Raw genomic sequence first — 17,788 nt, forward strand, 5'->3', positions numbered from 1 at the left:
GCGCGGTCTGCCATCTGCACATGGCGCGCTGTCGCATCGGCATCGGAATATACCGCAACGCTGCGCACCCCCAAACGGCGGGCGGTTGCGATGACGCGACAAGCAATTTCGCCGCGATTGGCAATCAGGATCGTGTCAAACATGGCGCAACCTCACATGCGGAACACGCCAAAGCGTGTCTCTGGGATGGGGGCGTTCAGGGCCGCCGACAGGGACAGGGCCAGCACATCGCGCGATTTGCGCGGGTCGATGATGCCATCATCCCACAACCGCGCCGAGGCATAAAGCGGATGAGACTGGCGCGCGAACATGTCGATCGCCGGCTGTTTGAATGCGGCCTCTTCGTCGGGCGTCCAGGTGCCCCCTGCCCTCTCGATCCCGTCGCGTTTGACGGTGGCCAGAACACCGGCGGCCTGTTCGCCGCCCATGACCGAAATACGCGAATTGGGCCATGTCCACAGAAACCGCGGATCATAAGCGCGCCCGCACATGCCATAATTGCCCGCGCCGAACGATCCCCCCACCAGCATGGTGATTTTCGGCACCGATGTGGTGGCAACCGCCGTCACCAGTTTGGCGCCGTCCTTGGCGATACCGCCCGTTTCATATTTTCGCCCCACCATGAACCCGGTGATGTTTTGCAAAAACACCAAAGGGATTCCCCGTTGGGAACACAGCTCAACGAAATGCGCACCCTTCAGGGCCGCTTCGCTGAGCAAGACACCGTTGTTGGCAATGATCCCCACGGGCATGCCGAACACATGGGAAAACCCGCACACCAAAGTAGTGCCATAGCGGGCTTTGATTTCGTCAAACCGGCTGCCATCAACAATGCGCGCGATCACCTCGCGAATGTCATAGGGGGTGCGCAGATCCGCCGGGACAACCCCGAGAATTTCATCGGGGTCATACAGGGGCGGTTCCACCGGGGCCAGGGCAACGCTGGCGGGTTTGGCACGGTTGAGGTTACCGACGGCCCGCCGGGCAAGGGCCAGTGCATGGGCATCGTCACGGGCCAGATAATCGGCCACGCCGGACAGGCGGGTGTGAACATCGCCGCCGCCCAAATCCTCGGCGCTGACCACCTCGCCCGTGGCGGCCTTGACCAGAGGGGGCCGGCCAGAAAGATCGTGCCCTGATCGCGCACAATGATCGTCACATCCGACATGGCGGGCACATAGGCGCCGCCGGCGGTGCAACTGCCCATGACAACCGCAATCTGGGGGATGCCCTTCGCGCTCATCCGGGCCTGATTAAAGAAGATTCTGCCGAAATGGTCACGATCAGGGAACACTTCATCCTGATTGGGCAGGTTGGCGCCGCCACTGTCCACCAGATAGACACAGGGCAGATTGTTGGCCTCGGCGATCTCCTGGGCGCGCAGGTGTTTTTTCACGCTGAGGGGGTAATAGGTGCCGCCCTTCACCGTGGCATCATTGCAGACAATCATCACCTGTTGGCCCGAAACCCGCCCGACACCGGCAATTACCCCCGCACCGGGGGCCGCTCCATCATACATGTCATGGGCCGCAAAGGCGCCGATTTCCAGAAACGGCGCGCCTGGGTCAAGCAACCCGGCGATCCGGTCACGGGGCAACAGTTTTCCCCGGCTCAGATGTCGGTCACGGGCGCGTGGCCCGCCGCCCTGCATGACCAGATCAATGGCATCGCTGACCGGCGACAGGGCCGCAAGATGCGCCGTGACATTTGCGGCAAATCCTTCGGATCGCGCGCTGACGCCGGATTTCAATACTGCCATGTCCCCCCTGACTCGTCTTTCAGTCATGAGGCATCGAATGGCCGCAAAGCGCAAGTCCAGTGAGCGCCGGTCAGATATTACTGTCGATCCAACGCGACATCAGGCCCTTGTCGCGAAAACACTCATCCGGGACATGGCGGCGTTTCACCCGGGCAATCCGTTCGGCAAACGCCACCTGTTTTGAGGTGGGATAGTGACCAAACCGGCCCGCCTGTTGCTGGGCCGCATTGCGATTGTCATCAATCCAGCGCGACAGCGCCCGGCGATCCTGTTGCGCCTCTTGCGGAATGGCGCGGCCAAGGCGTTGCGCGATCTGTTGCGCATAGCGCATCTGTTTTTCACTGGTGGGCAGGCGATAATAATCGTTACCGCCTGAAGGGATGATCGGATCTGACATCATGGCATTCACCTTATGGTTCCTGATCTGATGACAGATATAGAACATAATGCGAACATTGTCAAGATGCAGTAGGTGATGCCAGACGACCCACGATATAAGGTGCCTTTCTACGACGGCGCCCCGGTGCTGATCCGCAGGTTGGCCGTCGGGCCATAGACGGCATTGAACACCGGCAACAGGCGTTTGCTCAGATGGGTTTCGATATAGCGGCCAACGAAGGGGCTGGTCGCCTTGACGTGGACCTCGGGCGTTGCATCGCAAATCAGTTCAAGTTTTGAGAACCACGCCTCGAATGAAGCGCGATCAAGGGCGTCCAGCTTGCGCAGCACCCGCCCCCATCGCGGCGTTGTTTCCACTGGCGTTGGCGCAGATGCGGCGGGGGGCAATATCTACCCGCAGGGGCGATGGCGCGGGCACCAGACGTTCCATCCGTTCGGCAAAATCGGGCCCAACCGACAGCCACGCCGGGCGGGATTGTTCACAGATCGCGGCGAAATTGAGCCGATACGCTGCCACCCTGCCCCGCACACCGGGGCGCACGCACAGCAATATCTCTGCATCGGTCAGACGTTTGATTTCGCGCTTTGCGGTCCGTTCATTCACCGCCCACATCCGCGCCATATCCCGCTGACCGATGCTGATTTCATCCCTTGCCCAGTTATACCGGGCGGTGACCATGACAATCAAACGTGCCATGGATGTGTGTTGGCTGGCCGATCCATGTAACCCGACAAGGCCCATGGCCGTCAGAAGGTCGTATTTATGTGATCCGGTCCCAGCGCCCATCAATCGGTGTTGCAGCCCCATTTCCTGTGCCTTTCTTCTGCCCCGGCGTGATCGAATCTTTTCGTCCGATTCCCGCTGTCATGGATTAAGGCCTGAAATCGCGTTATTTGTCAACGAAATGAATTCGACGGGATCGTCCCGATGATTTCCAATTTATAAAGAGAAAATGGTTCACAGGTGAAGGGGGACACCCAGACTGTCCCTAAATACGCGTATTTTGTCACGTATTCTGGTGGGGTGTCGCCATTTCTGTCACCCTATTTTCCGGCGCTTGGGGGCACATCCCGCTATTTGTCGCGTTATCTGCGGATCAAAGCCAAGAAACAGGACAGAAAAATTCAGAATGGCGGTTTGTGATTTTTCGCGTTATCCAGGGTGCAGAGGTAAAATACAAGAGTAGAGCCATGCGAGATCATTCAGACCTGCAACAGATGAACGAACGCAGCCTTGTACAGCAAAGTGCCGTGCGCAAGGCGACGTTTTCACCCGGGGAGGTCAAGGCCCTGCGCCCCTTCTCGATCTGGGAAATCAGCCAGTTCATGTTCCATGTGCCCGCCGACACCCTGCGCAAGAAGCTGGCGGATGATCCGTCGCTTCCCCAAGGCGTAACAGAGGAAGACGGGCGGCAACGCTGGTTTACCCTGGGCGAGATCAACGAATTGCGCCGCCGGGTGCGGTTCCGGGGTAAATCTCTGTTGCCCAAGCGGCCCAAAGGGCGGGCGATGCGGGTGGCGGTGTCGAACTTCAAGGGCGGCGTCGGCAAAACCGTGGTGGCGCAACATCTGGCCAACGCCGCGGCGCTGGACGGGTATCGTGTGCTGTGTGTCGACTTTGACCCCCAGGCGACGCTGACCCATTCGATGGGGCTGACCGAGGTAAAGGAATGGAACACGGTCTGGGGCATCATGTGCCGGGATCTGTGTCGCGAGGCGGACCGGATCGCCGACAGTTACGATGACCCCGACGATTGCCCCTACCCTGCCGGGGATGAATTGCCCGAAGACGTGCAATCCATCGGCGCGCAGCGGGTGCAGGATTTTATTCAGTCCACCTGCTGGCCCACCATTGACATTATCCCGTCCTGTGCCAATGCCGCCTTTGTGGAATTTGCCAGCGCGCAATATCGTTCGCTGCACAAGGCGTGGAGCTTTTTCGGCTGTATGGCGCGGTATCTGGATGAACTGCCCGATGACCAATATGATCTGATCGTATTCGATTGCCCGCCGGCCATTGGCTATCAATCCCTGAACGCGGCCTTTGCGGCCGACATTCTCTATATTCCCTCGGGCCCGGGATATTGGGAGTATGATTCCACCACCAGCTATCTGGGCCAGTTGGGGGATGCGATGCACGATATTTCGGACGGGTTTTCCGATCTGGCCGAGGATGCCGGGATCAAATTGCCCAAGCAGTTTCTTGATATCAGGTTGTTGATGACGAGGTTTGAGCTGAACAACCCGCTGCATTCGGCCATGATGGATGCCTTTCGCAACGTGTTTGACGGGGATCTGTGCAACAACCCCATCGAGATGACCCGCGCGGTTGAACAATCGGGGCGGTTTCAGATGTCGGTCTATGAACAGGATTACCGGCAAATGACCCGCGAGACATGGAAGCGGGCGCGACAAAGCTTTGACCGGGCCTATGTTGAGTTTCGCGATACTGTCCTGGCATCATGGACAGCCCACAACGAGCAGCGGGAGGAGGTATAAGATGGCGGGCAAGAACCGGTTTGGATTTGCGCCGATCGAGGCGGAAAAGGCATCGCCTCGGCGCGAACGTTCGGTCGGTCCGATGGGGGCTGCGGTGCGCGATGCCGCCGAAAGCCTTCAGGGCGCGACCGATGCGAAGGTTGCTCAGCGGCGCCAGAACGCGGATGAGGCAAAGGCCTTTCGCGAGGCCTCCGCCGAAGGGCGGGTTCTGGTTGCGCTGCCGTTGGCGGATGTGTTCACCGATGCCCTGCCCCGCGACCGGCTGGAACTTGAGGCGGTCGCGGCCTCGGATGAGATGGAGGAGCTGAAAGCCTCGATCCGCACCCGGGGCCAACGCGAACCGATCGAGGTTTATGTGGCTGCCGACGGGCGGCGACAGTTGAAAAAGGGCTGGCGGCGTCTGACCGCGCTGACCCAACTTTTCGAGGAAACCGGCGACGCGGACTTTGCCAAGGTCATCGCGCGGGTCGACCAGAGCGAAGACGACCAACTGGCGCGCTATGTCGATATGGTCGAAGAGAACGTGGTGCGCGAAGATCTGTCCTTTGCGGAAATGGCGCAGGTTGCGATCACCGCCGCTGCCGATCCGTCGGTGGACGGGGAGGGGGCGGATGCCCTGGTCGGGCGGCTCTATGGCTCGCTCCACAAGATGAAGCGGTCTTATATCCGCAGCTTTGTGTATCTGCTTGATGCCTTGGGCCCATCTTTGAAATGGCCCAAGGATGTGGCGCGCAATCTGGGGGTTGATGTGGCACGGGCCCTGAAGGCAGGGCAGGGGAGCGGAGATGCGCTGCGCCGTGATCTGAGCGCGGCGACGAAACGCGAGGACCAGGCGAAAATTCTGAGTGCGTTCGTCGCCAAGGGGGCGGCCACCCCCGCCGCCCCGCGCCCTGCCCCGTCTGCGCGCGAGAAATTTGAGTTTCACGTCGGCGACGTAAAGGTCACGGCGCGCAAGGGCGAGTGCCGCATCCTGAGCCGGGTGGATTTTACCAGCGTGCCGCGCGACCGGCTGGACAGGGCAATCCGGGCGTTTGAGGCGGCGTTGCGGGCGGATGACTGAAAGGTAACCCATGGGTTATCGACCCGCGCGGTGCGGTAACCCACGGGTTACGATTGGCGTTGGGCATGATGTCATCTGTCAAAAGATGCCGGATTGCAAAGGTGCGCCGTGCCTGCCTTATCGGACATCACCGGGTTGCGCGCCCTGCGGCGGTTGCGCCGCGCTTTGCCCAGAAAAAGCGCCGCGCCTCGGTAGGAAACCGTGAAGCACCGGCCGAGGCGCGGATCTTGGCGGCACCAGATATGGTGTGCGGATATCGAATTCTCACTTTACCTTGTGAAATGCCGCGTCGAAATTGGAAATTGCCTTGAATTGACATGACGTGGCGGATGCGGCGTGCAAAAAGGGGCTGACGGGCACCTTCTGAACGCAAAGCCCGAAAGGCGGAAACGAAATGCGGTTGTTGGTTGTCGAGGACGAACCCGATCTGGCGAATGCGGTGGCGGATCATCTGCGCAGCGCCGGCCACGCCGTTGATCTGGCCGAAACGCTGCTGGATGGGCAGGCGGCGGTGCGGGCGGTGGGGTATGATCTGATCCTGCTGGATTTGCGGCTGCCCGACGGTGAGGGCCTGACCCTGCTGCGGGATCTGCGCGACCGGGGGGCAACCACCCCGGTGTTGATTGTTACCGCCCGCGACCGGATTACCGAACGCATCGCCGGGCTTGAGGCGGGGGCCGATGATTATCTTGTCAAACCCTATGACCTGGACGAGATGCTGGCGCGGGTGGCGGCGATCTTGCGGCGGGCGGACAACAACCGCGCGCCCGAGCATTGCTTTGGTCAGGTGCGGATCATTCCGGGCGCCCGGGCGGTGTTTCTGGCGGACGCGCCTGTCAGCCTGACCCGCAAGGAATGGTCGATCCTCGACCGGCTCAGCCGGCGGCCCGATGTCACCGTAAGCAAGGCCGAGCTTGAGGATGCCGTGTACGGGTTCGGCGACGAGGTGGAAAGCAACGCGATCGAGGCACATGTCAGCCGCCTGCGGGCCAAGCTGGGGCGCGGGGTCGTGGAAACCGTGCGCGGCTTTGGATACCGGATGGGCAAGGGATGATCGGGCGGCACAGCCTTGCGGCGCTTTTGGCCCGGTATGTCGTGCTGGGGTTTGGCGCGGTCTGGCTTTTGGGGCTTGTTGCCTCGGCATTGGTTCTGAAGTCGGAACAAGAGGAGCTGGCCGACGCAACAATTCAGGCCACGGCGCGGGTATTCCTTCCCACGATTGCCAGCGATTTCCGTCAGCGCAGGGCGGCAGGCGTCAATGTGCCCATCGCCATTGAAAACACCCTGCCCGGTGATGGCATAGAGACGATTGACGGCGCATTGGTGTTTCGGTTGCTTGACCGCTCTGGTGCGATTCTGATGCAATCTTCGGACCCGCCGGGCGCGATATTTCCCGACAGCGCCGTGCGGGGATATGACACCACGGCCAGCCATGTGTTTTACACGACCCCTCTGAACAGCGACGGCTTTGCCATGCAGGTTGGCGACCCGCGCGAAGAACGCGCCGAGGCGTTCTGGCAGAGCTTTTTCTCGTTGCTTGTGCCGATGCTGGCCATTTTGCCTCTGGCGTGGCTTTTGGTGGGCTGGATCGGGCGGCGGGCGCTGGCGCCGCTGGACCGGCTGCGTGACGAAATCGCCGGGCGCGACGATGGCCGCCTTGATCCGATTGATGCCGCAGGATTGCCAAGGGAACTGCGGGCGATCACCGCGTCGCTGAATGGGTTCATGATCCGCCTGTCCCGGGCGCTGGATGGCGAGCGCGCCTTTGCCACCAACGCCGCCCATGAATTGCGCACGCCCGTTGCCGTCGCCCTGGCGCAGGTTCAACGGATGCGCGCCGAGGCAGGCGAGGGCGGATCGCCCCGCCTGAATGCCATCGAGGCGGCCTTGCAGCGGATGACCCGCCTTGTTGTGCGGCTGTTGCAACTGGCCCGCGCCGAGGCGGGGATCGGCCTGTCCGAAACGCCGCAGGATATTTGCCAACTTCTTGATCTGGTGCTGGAGGACAGCCGCCGTGATGCCCACCGCGCGCCCAGGTTGCGCGTCGATCTGCCGGATGCGCCGGTGCTGTCGCGGATTGATCCCGATGCCTTTGCCATGGTGGTTGGCAATCTGATCGACAATGCTTTTCAACACGCCCCGCCGCAAACCCCCATCGACGTGGCGCTGTCGCCCGGAGGGCGGGTCTGTGTGGTGAACGCTGGCCCGGTCATTGGACCAGGGGAACTGGGCCGCCTGAAACTGCGGTTTCAGCGGGGGGCGGTTTCGGGCAACGGCTTTGGGCTTGGGCTGTATATTGCCGAAACGATCGCGCGGCATACTGGCGGCGCCTTTGATCTGCGTTCGCCTGCGCCGGGGCGTGATGCGGGGTTCGAGGCGTCGTTTCAGGCGCCAATGGGCGATGGTGAATTGCCGGGATGAACCCGACGTGCCACTGATGGCGCGATAAGACAGCCAACCCGATGACGGAGCCAGGAATGACCGCGCCGCGAAACATTCTTTTTATCATGTTCGATCAACTGCGCTGGGATTACCTGAGCTGTTACGGCCACCCCCATCTTGCGACCCCCAACATCGACCGGCTGGCGGCGCGGGGGTGCGGTTTGATCGCGCGACCATTCAATCCCCCCTGTGCGGCCCGTCGCGCATGTCCACCTATACGGGCCGCTATGTGGACAGCCACGGCGCGAGTTCAAACAACATCCCCCTGCGGGTGGGCGAGCGGACCATGGGCGATTATCTGCGCGGGGCGGGGATGCAATGTTCGCTGGTGGGCAAAACCCATATGACGGCGGATACCGATGGCATGGCGCGCCTTGGGCTGGACCCGGACAGCGTGATCGGGGGCAGGGTGGCCGAATGCGGGTTTGATGTGTTCGAGCGTGATGACGGGATGCGCCCGCAAGGCCCCGATGGTTTTTACGACGAAGGCGGCGCGCTGGCCTATAACGCATATCTGCGCGCCAAGGGGTATCCCGGCGCAAATCCGTGGCACGATTTCGCCAATTCGGGCAATGATGGTCAGGGAAATGTGCTGTCGGGGTGGTTTCTGAACAACAGCGACCGCGCCGCTAATATTGCCGAAGAAGACAGTGAAACCCCCTATCTGACCCGCCGAGGGATCGAATTTATCGCCGCGCAGGGGGATGCGCCATGGTGCTGTCATCTGTCCTATATCAAACCCCATTGGCCCTATATCGCGCCTGCCCCCTATCACGCGATGTATGGCCCGGCCGATTTCCTGCCCCCGGTGCGCAGTGACGCCGAGCGCGATCAGGCGCATCCGGTGTTCGCAGGCATGATGAAAGCGCCGGTCAGTGCCGCCTTTTCACGGGATGATGTCCGCGAAAAGGTGCTGGGCGCCTATATGGGACTGGTCAAACAATGCGACGATCAGATGGGGGTCTTGTTCGACTGGTTGGAACAAACAGGCCGGATGAAAGACACGATGATCGTTCTCACCTCGGATCACGGGGATTATCTGGGCGATCACTGGATGGGGGAAAAGACGTTCTTTCATGACGCATCGGTCAAGGTGCCGCTGATTATTTATGATCCGTCACCACGGGCCGATGCGACGCGCGGAACAACCTGTGATGAGATGGTTGAATCCATTGATCTGGTGCCAACCTTTCTTGAGGTTGCCGGGGGCGATCCGGGCGCCGTCGATCATCTGCTGGACGGGAAATCCCTGATCCCGGTGCTGCATGACCGGCAAAAAGCCGCGCTGCGCGATTATACGATCTGCGAGATTGATTATTCCATGCGCCCCCTTGCCAACGCCCTGTCGCTGGATACCGCTCAGGCGCGGATTTTCATGATTGCCGACAAACGGTGGAAGCTGATCCATTTCGAGGGTGATTTCCCCCCAATGCTGTTTGACCGGCAAAGCGACCCGAACGAATTGCATGATCTGGGGGGCGATCCAGAGTGTCGGGTGGTTGTGCAACGTCTGCGCACCGCGCTGAACGATTGGGCAAGGCGCCCGTCGCAACGCACCACGATCAGCAACAGCGCATTGCGCGCCATGCGTGACAAACCCAGCACCAAGGGCGTTTTGCTGGGTGTTGTCGATGAAACCGATGCACCCGCCGAATTGTCACAGCATTATCGCGGCCAAAAGGCGCCCCCCTGGCAGGATCGGTGACGCCGCGCCTTAATCCGCGACGGTCAGAATATCGTCCAGCGGCTTTTTGATCTTGGCAACTTTCGGCACCGTGGCATGTTCTGCCGGGTGGCCCACGGCGATGATCATCGTTGGTTTTTCCGATGCGGGCCGGCCCAGCAATTCGTTGAGGAACTTCATCGGGTTTGGCGTATGGGTCAGGGCGGTCAGCCCGGCGTGATGCAGCGCGGTCAGCAGAAACCCCGTGGCGATGCCGACGCTTTCGGGCACATAGTAATTCTTGAACCGGGTGCCATCGTCGAATTCGCCCCACCTTTGGGCAAAGACGATAATCAGCCAGGGCGCGATATCAAGGTGGGGTTTCTGCTCGTCCGTTCCGATGGGTTCCAGCGCTTTTAACCACTCCTCGCCGCCGCCGCCTTCATAGAACTGCCGCTCTTCTTCCTCGGCGGCCAGACGGATGCGGTGTTTGAACTCCGGGTCCGAGATTGCAACGAAATGCCAGGGCTGATGGTTGGCGCCCGAGGGGGCCGTGCCGGCGGTGCGAATGCAGGTTTCGATCACACTGCGCGGCACCGGCCTGTCACAGAAATCGCGCACGGAATGGCGGCGCGTCATCTTGTCGTGAAACGCGTTGGCTTGCGCCTGCATTTCGCCATCCTCAAGATCGGCGCGGTCGGGCAGGGCGATTGCCTGATATTCGATAGGGTCACGGGAAAACATGCACGGGCCTCAATCCTTTTGGGTGGGTCAGGTATAAGGTGACGTTGGCCCATTGCAATAAACTTTGCGGCGGGGGTGTGTTTAGGTTGCTTTATGTATGAAATTTCAAGTTTGAAATTATAAACACATGGCCTAGAGTTGGGACAGAATCAGAAAGGAAAGCCCCGGATGCGTATTGCCTGCATTGGAGGAGGTCCGGCGGGCCTGTACTTTGCGATTTCGATAAAGCTGCGCGATCCGGCCCACGAGGTGGTGGTGATAGAGCGTAACCGCGCCGACGATACCTTTGGCTGGGGCGTGGTTCTGTCGGATGAAACCCTTGACAATCTCGCCGCGAATGACCGGGTAAGCGCCGAAAAGATCCGCGCGCATTTCGCCTATTGGGATGACATCGCGCTGCATTTCAAGGGCGAACGCCTGGTGTCATCGGGCCATGGGTTTTGCGGCATCGGGCGCCAGCGGATTTTGCTGTTGTTGCAGGATCGGGCGCGCGAGTTGGGCGTCGATCTGCGGTTTGAGACTGAATCGCGCGGCGCCGATGAATATGCCGCCGAATACGATCTGGTGGTCGCGGGCGACGGTCTGAATTCAAAAACCCGTCAGCTTTATGCCGATACGTTTCGCCCCGATATTGACGAACGGCTGTGCCAGTTCGTCTGGCTGGGCACCCATCAGACCTTCAAGGATGCGTTCACCTTTATATTCGAGGAAACGCCCCACGGTTGGGTCTGGGCGCATGCCTATCAGTTTGACGACGATACCGCGACGTTCATCGTGGAATGTGCGCAAGATACCTTTGATGCCTTCGGGTTCGGTGACATGTCGCAACAGGAAACGATTGCGATCTGCGAAGAGATTTTCAAGGATCACCTTGGCGGCCATGCATTGATGAGCAACGCCAACCACATTCGCGGTTCGGCATGGCTGCGGTTTCCCCGGGTGCTGTGCGAAAAGTGGAGCCATGAAAACGTGGTTCTGCTGGGGGATGCGGCGGCAACGGCGCATTTTTCCATCGGATCAGGCACGAAACTGGCACTGGAAAGTGCGATTGCGCTGGCCAATTACGTGCAGGATGAACCGACCCTTGCGGCCGCCTTTGCCAAATACGAAGACGCGCGGCGGCTGGAAGTTTTGCGCCTGCAATCGGCGGCGCGCAATTCATTGGAGTGGTTCGAACAGGTCGAGCGGTATTTCGGTCTTGATCCCGTTCAGTTGAATTATTCCATGCTGACCCGAAGTCAGCGGATCAGTCACGAAAACCTGCGCGAACGTGACAAATCATGGCTGGAAGGGGCCGAACGCTGGTTCATGAGCCAAGCCGGAATGCCGGCTGATGCTCGCCTGCGTGCGCCCATGTTCACCGGGTTTCACCTGCGCGATATGACCCTGAAAAACCGGATCGTGGTGTCGCCCATGGCGCAATACAAGGCCGTCGATGGCTGCCCCACCGATTGGCATCTGGTGCATTACGGCGCGCGGGCCGCCGGTGGCGCGGGCCTTGTTTACACCGAAATGACCTGTGTGAGTCCCGAAGGCCGGATCACCCCCGGCTGCCCCGGGCTTTATACGCCGGAACATGAGGCAGCATGGCAGAGGCTGACCGCCTATGTTCATGGTGAAACAGACGCGAAAATCTGTTGTCAGATCGGCCATTCCGGGCGCAAGGGTTCAACCCAGCTGGGGTGGGAGGACATGGATGCGCCCCTGCCCAGCGGCAACTGGGACACGCTCAGCGCCTCGGCGACCCCGTGGTCAAAGGGCAACGCGGCGCCGCGCGAAATCAACCGCGCCGAAATGGACATGGTGCGCGATCAGTTTGTGAGCGCCGCTGAAATGGCCGAACGGGCCGGGTTCGACATGATCGAACTGCACGCCGCCCATGGGTATTTGTTGTCATCCTTCATCTCGCCGCTGTCCAACCAGCGCGGCGATGAATATGGCGGGACGCTTGAAAACCGGATGCGGTTTCCGTTGGAGGTCTTCGCCGCCATGCGTGCCGTCTGGCCCGCGCACAAACCCATGTCGGTGCGGATTTCCGCCAATGACTGGGTGGGCGAACAGGGCATCGGGCCGGGGGATGCGGTGGAAATTGCGCGGGCGTTCCGGGATGCCGGGGCCGATCTGATCGACGTGTCGGCTGGCCAGACCAGCAGCGATGCCAAACCTGTCTATGGCCGTATGTTTCAGACGCCGTTCAGTGACCGTATCCGCAATGAGGCCGGAATTGCCACCATGGCCGTGGGCAACATTTACGAGGCGGATCACGCCAATTCCATCCTGATGGCCGGGCGCGCCGATCTGATCGCGGTGGGGCGGCCCCATTTGGCCGATCCGAACTGGACATTGCACGAGGCGGCCAAAATCGGAGATCGCGCGGCACCCGATTGGCCGCTGCCCTATTTGCCGGGGCGCGATCAGTTGTGGCGGCTGGCCGACCGCGAAGCAGAGGCGATAAAGGTATGAGAAACATTCTTGTCACCGGCGGCGGCACCGGCATCGGGCGCGCCATTGCCCGGGCGTTTGCCGCGCAGGGCGATCATGTGACCATCGCCGGTCGCCGCAGTGAACCATTGCACGTCACCGCCAAAGGGTACGATATGACGTGCCACAGTGCCGATATCACCTTGGAAACGGATGTTGCCGCGTTGTTCGAAACCCCCTTTGATGTGGTGATCGCCAACGCCGGGGCAGGGCAGCCCGCCAAGATCAAGGATCTGACGCTGGAACAGTGGAACAGCACCCTTGCCGTCAACATGACCGGCACCTTCCTGTGTTTCCGCGCCGCGTTGCATACCATGGGCGAAGGCGGGCGGCTGATTGCCATCGCCTCGACCGCCGCGTTGCAGGGGGGCGCGACGATCCCGGCCTATGCGGCGGCGAAACACGGGGTGTTGGGGCTGGTGCGGTCCGTGGCGCAGGATGTGGCAAAACGCGGCATCACCTGCAACGCGATCTGCCCGGGTTTTGTTGATACCGAAATGGCCGAAGATGCCATTGCCGGGGTGATGGCGCGCCTTGATGTGACGCGCGACAAGGCCCTGTCGATGGTGGTGGGCGGCAACCCCATGCGCCGGTTGATCGCCCCGGATGAGGTGGCTGAAACCGCGCTGTTCCTTGCCTCTGCCGGGGCCTCGTCTATTAACGGTCACGCGCTCAGCGTGTCGGGGGGCGAGATATGATTTCGCAAACGGCACTGACCCGCGAAGAACCCGCCTCGAAAACCCGGCTGCGGTTGTGGCTGCGGATGCTGAAACTGACCGGTCACGTCGAGGGGGAATTGCGGCGCCGTTTGCGTGACCAACACGGCACAACCCTGCCCCGTTTTGATGTTCTGGCGGCCCTGTCGCGCCATCCCAAGGGTCTGCGGATGAGCGACCTTTCCGGCTATCTGAAGGTGTCCAACGGCAATGTCACCGGTATTGTCGACCGCCTGACCGAAGACGGGCTGGCCTGTCGCGTTGCATTGCCGGGGGACCGGCGGGCACAGATTGCGCGGCTGACCCCCAAGGGCCATGACAGGTTCGCCATGCTCGCAGCCGAGCATGAGCGTTGGATTGATGAGCTGTTGGGCGGGTTGGAGCTGGGCGAGGCCCATGATCTGATTGCGCTGTTGGATCGCAAAAGCGGTAAGGAGAATGCCAATGGCAAAAAGTGAAACAGAACATTTCCGCTGCGAAATCGCCGATGGCATCGCCCGGATCGCGCTGGACCGCCCCGAACGGAAAAACCCGTTCACCTTTGAAAGCTATGCCGAGATGCGCGACTGGTTTCGCGCGCTGCCCTACCGCGACGGCGTGCATGCGGTGGTGATCCTGCCCAATGGGGGCAATTTTTCATCGGGGGGCGATGTCCATGATATCATCGGGCCGCTGACCAAAATGTCGATGAAAGAGCTGTTGGCCTTTACCCGGATGACCGGCGATCTGGTGAAGGCGATCATCGGTTGCGGTGTGCCGGTGATTGCGGCGGTTGACGGGATTTGCGCCGGGGCAGGGGCCATTCTGGCCATGGCATCGGATTTGCGGGTGGCGACACCGGGCGCAAAGGTGGCGTTTTTGTTCAACAAGGTCGGGCTGGCGGGCTGTGACATGGGCGCCTGTGCCATCCTGCCCCGGATCATCGGACAGGGCCGCGCGGCGGAGTTGTTATATCTGGGCCGCTCCATGTCGGGCGAGGAAGGCCACGCTTGGGGGTTTTTCAACCGTCTGGCGGGGGCCGACGCCTTGGAGGGCGCGGCCATGGATATGGCACGCCGGATCGCGGCAGGGCCGACATTTGCCAATTCCATGACCAAAACCATGCTGGCACAGGAATGGTCCATGGGCCTTGAACAGGCCATCGAGGCCGAGGCGCAGGCACAGGCGATCTGTATGCAGGGGCAGGATTTCCACCGCGCTTTTCATGCGTTCGTTGCCAAGGAAAAACCGGTGTTTGAGGGGGATTGATGGCTGATAAGACCTTTCTCGACTGGCCGTTTTTCGACCCGGCCCACCGGGCATGGGCGGCGCGGGTGAATGACGTGGCCGCCGGTCTGCATGTTGATCACGGCGACACCGACAATGCCTGCCGCGATCTGGTCGCCACCCTGGGCGCGGCGGGCATTCTGGAACCGACCGCCAGCGAAACCGGCACGCTGGATGTGCGCACCCTTTGTCTGGCGCGCGAAACCCTGGCGTGCCACGATGGATTGGCGGATTTCGCCTTTGCCATGCAGGGGCTGGGCACCGGGGCGATTTCCCTGTTTGGCACCGACGCGCAAAAGGGCGAATGGTTGCCCCTGACCCGGACAGGGCGCGCGATTTCCGCCTTTGCATTGACAGAACCCGGCTCTGGTTCGGACGTGGCCAATTCCACCATGACGGCCACCCGCGATGGTGACGATTATGTGCTGAACGGCGAAAAGACGTGGATTTCCAACGGCGGCATTGCCGACGTTTACACGGTATTCGCCCGCACCGGCGAGGCGCCCGGCGCGCGGGGCCTGACGGCCTTTGTGGTGCCTGCCGACACACCGGGGTTAACGATTGCGGAACGCCTTGAAACCATCGCGCCGCATCCGTTGGCGACCCTTGGGTTCACCGATTGCCGGGTGCCGGTCAGTGCCATGTTGGGCGGGCCGGGGCAGGGGTTCAAGATCGCCATGTCGGTGCTGGATGTGTTTCGTTCCACCGTGGCGGCAGCGGCCCTTGGGTTTGCCCGCCGCGCCCTGGATGAGGCTTTGGGCCGCACCCTTGCCCGCCGTGTACAGGGTGCGCCGTTGTTTGATCTGCAAATGGTGCAGGGGCATATCGCGGATATGGCGCTGGATATCGATGCGGCGGCGCTTCTGATCTATCGCGCCGCCTGGGCCAAGGATTCCGGCGCGCCCCGCATCACCCGCGAGGCGGCGATGGCAAAACTGTTTGCCACGGAACAGGCGCAGATCGTCATCGACAAGGCGGTGCAGCTTTTCGGCGGGGATGGCGTGAAATCGGGGGCGACGGTTGAACGGCTCTATCGCGATATCCGTGCCCTGCGCATCTATGAGGGCGCAACGGATGTGCAAAAGATCATCATCGCCCGGTCAACCCGCAGCGCATATGAGGAAGATGTAACATGACCCTCCGACCGTCCGCACATACCGACACATTCGCGCGTGACAACCTGCCTCCGGCGGATCAATGGCCCGATATCCTGCTGGACGGGTTCGATTATCCCGACCGGTTGAATGCGGCGGTTGAACTGACCGATGCCATGGTGGCCCGGGGGTTTGGTGATCACACGGCCCTGATCGGCAACGGGCGGCGGCGTACTTATAAGGAGCTGACCGACTGGACCAACCGTCTGGCCCATGCCCTGGTTGATGATCTGGGGGTGAAACCTGGCAACCGGGTTTTGATCCGGTCAGCCAACAACCCCGCCATGGTGGCCTGTTGGCTGGCCGCGACAAAGGCGGGCGCGGTGGTGGTGAACACCATGCCGATGCTGCGCGCGGGCGAGTTGGCCAAATATATCGACAAGGCCGAAATCACCCTGGCCCTGTGCGATACCCGGCTTTTCGACGAAATGGACAGTTGCGCGCAGGACAGCCGGTTTTTGCAACGGGTTGTGTGTTTCGACGGCACATCCAACCACGACGCCGAACTTGACCGGCTGGCGCTGGAAAAACCTGTGGCGTTTCAGGCGGTGGATACCGCGCAGGATGACGTGGCGCTTTTGGGCTTTACCTCAGGCTCAACCGGCGATCCCAAGGCGACGATGCATTTTCACCGGGATCTGTTGATCATCGCCGATGGCTATGCGCGCGAGGTTCTGGCCGTGACCCCCGAGGATGTCTTTGTCGGTTCGCCGCCTTTGGCGTTCACCTTTGGGTTGGGCGGGCTGGCGGTGTTTCCCCTGCGGTTTGGGGCGGCGGCAACCCTGCTGGAAACCGCATCGCCGCCCAACATGATCGAGATCATCCAGAAATACCGCGCCACGGTCTGTTTCACCGCGCCCACCGCCTATCGTGCGATGTTGCAGGCGATGGAGGACGGCGCCGATTTGAGCAGCCTGCGCGCTGCGGTTTCGGCGGGCGAAACCCTGGCGGCGCCAGTCTATGACGCCTGGAAGGCCCAGACCGGCAAACCGATGCTTGACGGGATCGGCGCGACGGAAATGTTGCACATCTTTATCACCAACCGGTTTGACGATCACCGCCCGGCCTGCACCGGAAAACCCGTCACCGGATACGAGGCCAAGGTGGTTGCCCGGGACGGCACCGAAGCCCCGCGCGGCACCATGGGGCGGCTTGCCGTGCGCGGGCCGACCGGGTGCCGGTATCTGCGCGGCGAGCGGCAGAAGGGTTATGTTCTGGACGGCTGGAACATCACCGGCGACAGTTTCGTGCAGGACGAAGACGGCTATTTCCACTTTGCCGCGCGCAATGACGATATCATCCTGTCATCCGGCTATAACATCGCCGGCCCCGAGGTTGAGGCGGCATTGCTGGCCCATCCCGCCGTGGCCGAATGTGCGGTGATCGGCGCGCCCGATGACACACGGGGCCAGATCGTCGAGGCCCATGTGGTGTTGAACGATCCGGCGGCGGCCACCGATGCAACGGTAAAACTGTTGCAAGATCACGTAAAAGCAGCGATCGCGCCCTATAAATATCCCCGCAGCATCCGGTTTGCGCAAACCCTGCCCAAGACATCGACCGGCAAGATTCAGCGGTTCCGCCTGCGGCCCGGAGCATAGGCCG

The 17,788-nt window shown here is 61.3% G+C and carries 15 protein-coding genes and 2 pseudogenes; 11 read left to right on the top strand and 6 right to left on the bottom strand.

The window, feature by feature from the left end; translation table 11 throughout:
* The 5 genes and pseudogenes from AC0L7P_RS19375 to AC0L7P_RS19395 all read right to left on the bottom strand — a co-directional run.
* Nucleotides 1–143 (bottom strand): biotin carboxylase N-terminal domain-containing protein (locus tag AC0L7P_RS19375; RefSeq protein WP_473436220.1); only part of this gene is annotated, 143 nt, incomplete at its 3' end.
* A 9-nt stretch (nucleotides 144–152) separates the two neighbouring features.
* Nucleotides 153–1,759, bottom strand: a pseudogene (locus AC0L7P_RS19380) (carboxyl transferase domain-containing protein).
* Nucleotides 1,760–1,829: 70 nt separating this feature from the next.
* Nucleotides 1,830–2,159 (bottom strand): hypothetical protein, encoded by a 330-nt coding sequence (locus tag AC0L7P_RS19385; RefSeq protein WP_473435790.1) that lies wholly within the window; start codon nucleotides 2,157–2,159, stop codon nucleotides 1,830–1,832.
* A gap of 107 nt (nucleotides 2,160–2,266) precedes the next feature.
* Complete coding sequence (locus tag AC0L7P_RS19390) at nucleotides 2,267–2,488, bottom strand: hypothetical protein (RefSeq protein WP_473435791.1); 222 nt, start codon at nucleotides 2,486–2,488, stop codon at nucleotides 2,267–2,269.
* Nucleotides 2,463–2,966 carry a hypothetical protein gene (locus tag AC0L7P_RS19395; RefSeq protein WP_473435792.1) on the bottom strand — a complete coding sequence of 168 codons (504 nt, stop codon included), beginning with the start codon at nucleotides 2,964–2,966 and terminating at the stop codon, nucleotides 2,463–2,465. Before AC0L7P_RS19395 ends, AC0L7P_RS19390 begins: the two co-directional genes overlap by 26 nt.
* 383 nt (nucleotides 2,967–3,349) lie before the next feature.
* Between AC0L7P_RS19395 and AC0L7P_RS19400 the strand changes: the two genes are divergently transcribed.
* The 5 genes and pseudogenes from AC0L7P_RS19400 to AC0L7P_RS19420 all read left to right on the top strand — a co-directional run bounded on the left by AC0L7P_RS19400 (nucleotide 3,350) and on the right by AC0L7P_RS19420 (nucleotide 9,864).
* The gene (locus tag AC0L7P_RS19400) at nucleotides 3,350–4,657 is read left to right on the top strand and encodes an AAA family ATPase (RefSeq protein ID WP_473435793.1); all 1,308 of its coding nucleotides are present in this window, start codon (nucleotides 3,350–3,352) and stop codon (nucleotides 4,655–4,657) included.
* Between the two features lies 1 nt (nucleotide 4,658).
* Nucleotides 4,659–5,717, top strand: coding sequence for a chromosome partitioning protein ParB (locus tag AC0L7P_RS19405; RefSeq protein WP_473435794.1), 1,059 nt, complete (start codon nucleotides 4,659–4,661; stop codon nucleotides 5,715–5,717).
* 394 nt (nucleotides 5,718–6,111) lie between these two features.
* Nucleotides 6,112–6,771: a response regulator transcription factor gene (locus AC0L7P_RS19410; protein ID WP_473435795.1), complete on the top strand. Its 660-nt coding sequence runs from the start codon at nucleotides 6,112–6,114 to the stop codon at nucleotides 6,769–6,771.
* Entirely contained in the window at nucleotides 6,768–8,138 is a 1,371-nt protein-coding gene (locus AC0L7P_RS19415; RefSeq protein WP_473435796.1) for a sensor histidine kinase, read from the top strand. Before AC0L7P_RS19410 ends, AC0L7P_RS19415 begins: the two co-directional genes overlap by 4 nt.
* Before the next feature lie 56 nt (nucleotides 8,139–8,194).
* Nucleotides 8,195–9,864: pseudogene (locus AC0L7P_RS19420) on the top strand (sulfatase-like hydrolase/transferase).
* Nucleotides 9,865–9,873: 9 nt separating this feature from the next.
* Here AC0L7P_RS19420 and AC0L7P_RS19425 read toward each other — a convergent pair.
* Nucleotides 9,874–10,566, bottom strand: a complete 693-nt coding sequence (locus AC0L7P_RS19425) for a nitroreductase family protein (RefSeq protein WP_473435797.1) — start codon at nucleotides 10,564–10,566, stop codon at nucleotides 9,874–9,876.
* Between the two features lie 168 nt (nucleotides 10,567–10,734).
* Here AC0L7P_RS19425 and AC0L7P_RS19430 point away from each other — a divergent pair, with 168 nt between their 5' ends.
* Genes AC0L7P_RS19430 through AC0L7P_RS19455 form a run of 6 tightly spaced genes read left to right on the top strand, consistent with a single transcriptional unit; the run spans nucleotide 10,735 to nucleotide 17,784 of the window.
* A complete protein-coding gene (locus AC0L7P_RS19430) occupies nucleotides 10,735–13,029 on the top strand; it encodes a bifunctional salicylyl-CoA 5-hydroxylase/oxidoreductase (protein WP_473435798.1) in 2,295 nt (764 codons plus the stop codon).
* Entirely contained in the window at nucleotides 13,026–13,745 is a 720-nt protein-coding gene (locus tag AC0L7P_RS19435; RefSeq protein WP_473435799.1) for an SDR family NAD(P)-dependent oxidoreductase, read from the top strand. Before AC0L7P_RS19430 ends, AC0L7P_RS19435 begins: the two co-directional genes overlap by 4 nt.
* Entirely contained in the window at nucleotides 13,742–14,221 is a 480-nt protein-coding gene (locus AC0L7P_RS19440; protein WP_473435800.1) for a MarR family winged helix-turn-helix transcriptional regulator, read from the top strand. Before AC0L7P_RS19435 ends, AC0L7P_RS19440 begins: the two co-directional genes overlap by 4 nt.
* Complete coding sequence (locus AC0L7P_RS19445; RefSeq protein WP_473435801.1) at nucleotides 14,208–15,011, top strand: enoyl-CoA hydratase family protein; 804 nt, start codon at nucleotides 14,208–14,210, stop codon at nucleotides 15,009–15,011. Before AC0L7P_RS19440 ends, AC0L7P_RS19445 begins: the two co-directional genes overlap by 14 nt.
* Entirely contained in the window at nucleotides 15,011–16,165 is a 1,155-nt protein-coding gene (locus AC0L7P_RS19450) for an acyl-CoA dehydrogenase family protein (RefSeq protein WP_473435802.1), read from the top strand. The genes AC0L7P_RS19445 and AC0L7P_RS19450 overlap by 1 nt, the downstream gene beginning before the upstream one ends.
* Nucleotides 16,162–17,784: an AMP-binding protein gene (locus tag AC0L7P_RS19455; RefSeq protein ID WP_473435803.1), complete on the top strand. Its 1,623-nt coding sequence runs from the start codon at nucleotides 16,162–16,164 to the stop codon at nucleotides 17,782–17,784. Before AC0L7P_RS19450 ends, AC0L7P_RS19455 begins: the two co-directional genes overlap by 4 nt.
* Nucleotides 17,785–17,788 lie beyond the last annotated feature (4 nt).

The sequence above is a fragment of the Oceaniglobus sp. K40-3 genome, assembly GCF_055808395.1.

Excerpts from the sequence above, each read along its gene's own strand:
- AC0L7P_RS19435 (WP_473435799.1), top strand. The coding sequence starts at position 13,026 with ATGAGAAACATTCTTGTCACCGGCGGCGGCACCGGCATCGGGCGCGCC.
- AC0L7P_RS19440 (WP_473435800.1), top strand. The coding sequence starts at position 13,742 with ATGATTTCGCAAACGGCACTGACCCGCGAAGAACCCGCCTCGAAAACC.
- AC0L7P_RS19445 (WP_473435801.1), top strand. The coding sequence starts at position 14,208 with ATGGCAAAAAGTGAAACAGAACATTTCCGCTGCGAAATCGCCGATGGC.
- AC0L7P_RS19405 (WP_473435794.1), top strand. The coding sequence starts at position 4,659 with ATGGCGGGCAAGAACCGGTTTGGATTTGCGCCGATCGAGGCGGAAAAG.
- AC0L7P_RS19430 (WP_473435798.1), top strand. The coding sequence starts at position 10,735 with ATGCGTATTGCCTGCATTGGAGGAGGTCCGGCGGGCCTGTACTTTGCG.
- AC0L7P_RS19395 (WP_473435792.1), bottom strand. The coding sequence starts at position 2,966 with ATGGGGCTGCAACACCGATTGATGGGCGCTGGGACCGGATCACATAAA.
- AC0L7P_RS19415 (WP_473435796.1), top strand. The coding sequence starts at position 6,768 with ATGATCGGGCGGCACAGCCTTGCGGCGCTTTTGGCCCGGTATGTCGTG.
- AC0L7P_RS19385 (WP_473435790.1), bottom strand. The coding sequence starts at position 2,159 with ATGATGTCAGATCCGATCATCCCTTCAGGCGGTAACGATTATTATCGC.
- AC0L7P_RS19450 (WP_473435802.1), top strand. The coding sequence starts at position 15,011 with ATGGCTGATAAGACCTTTCTCGACTGGCCGTTTTTCGACCCGGCCCAC.
- AC0L7P_RS19455 (WP_473435803.1), top strand. The coding sequence starts at position 16,162 with ATGACCCTCCGACCGTCCGCACATACCGACACATTCGCGCGTGACAAC.
- AC0L7P_RS19410 (WP_473435795.1), top strand. The coding sequence starts at position 6,112 with ATGCGGTTGTTGGTTGTCGAGGACGAACCCGATCTGGCGAATGCGGTG.
- AC0L7P_RS19425 (WP_473435797.1), bottom strand. The coding sequence starts at position 10,566 with ATGTTTTCCCGTGACCCTATCGAATATCAGGCAATCGCCCTGCCCGAC.
- AC0L7P_RS19400 (WP_473435793.1), top strand. The coding sequence starts at position 3,350 with ATGCGAGATCATTCAGACCTGCAACAGATGAACGAACGCAGCCTTGTA.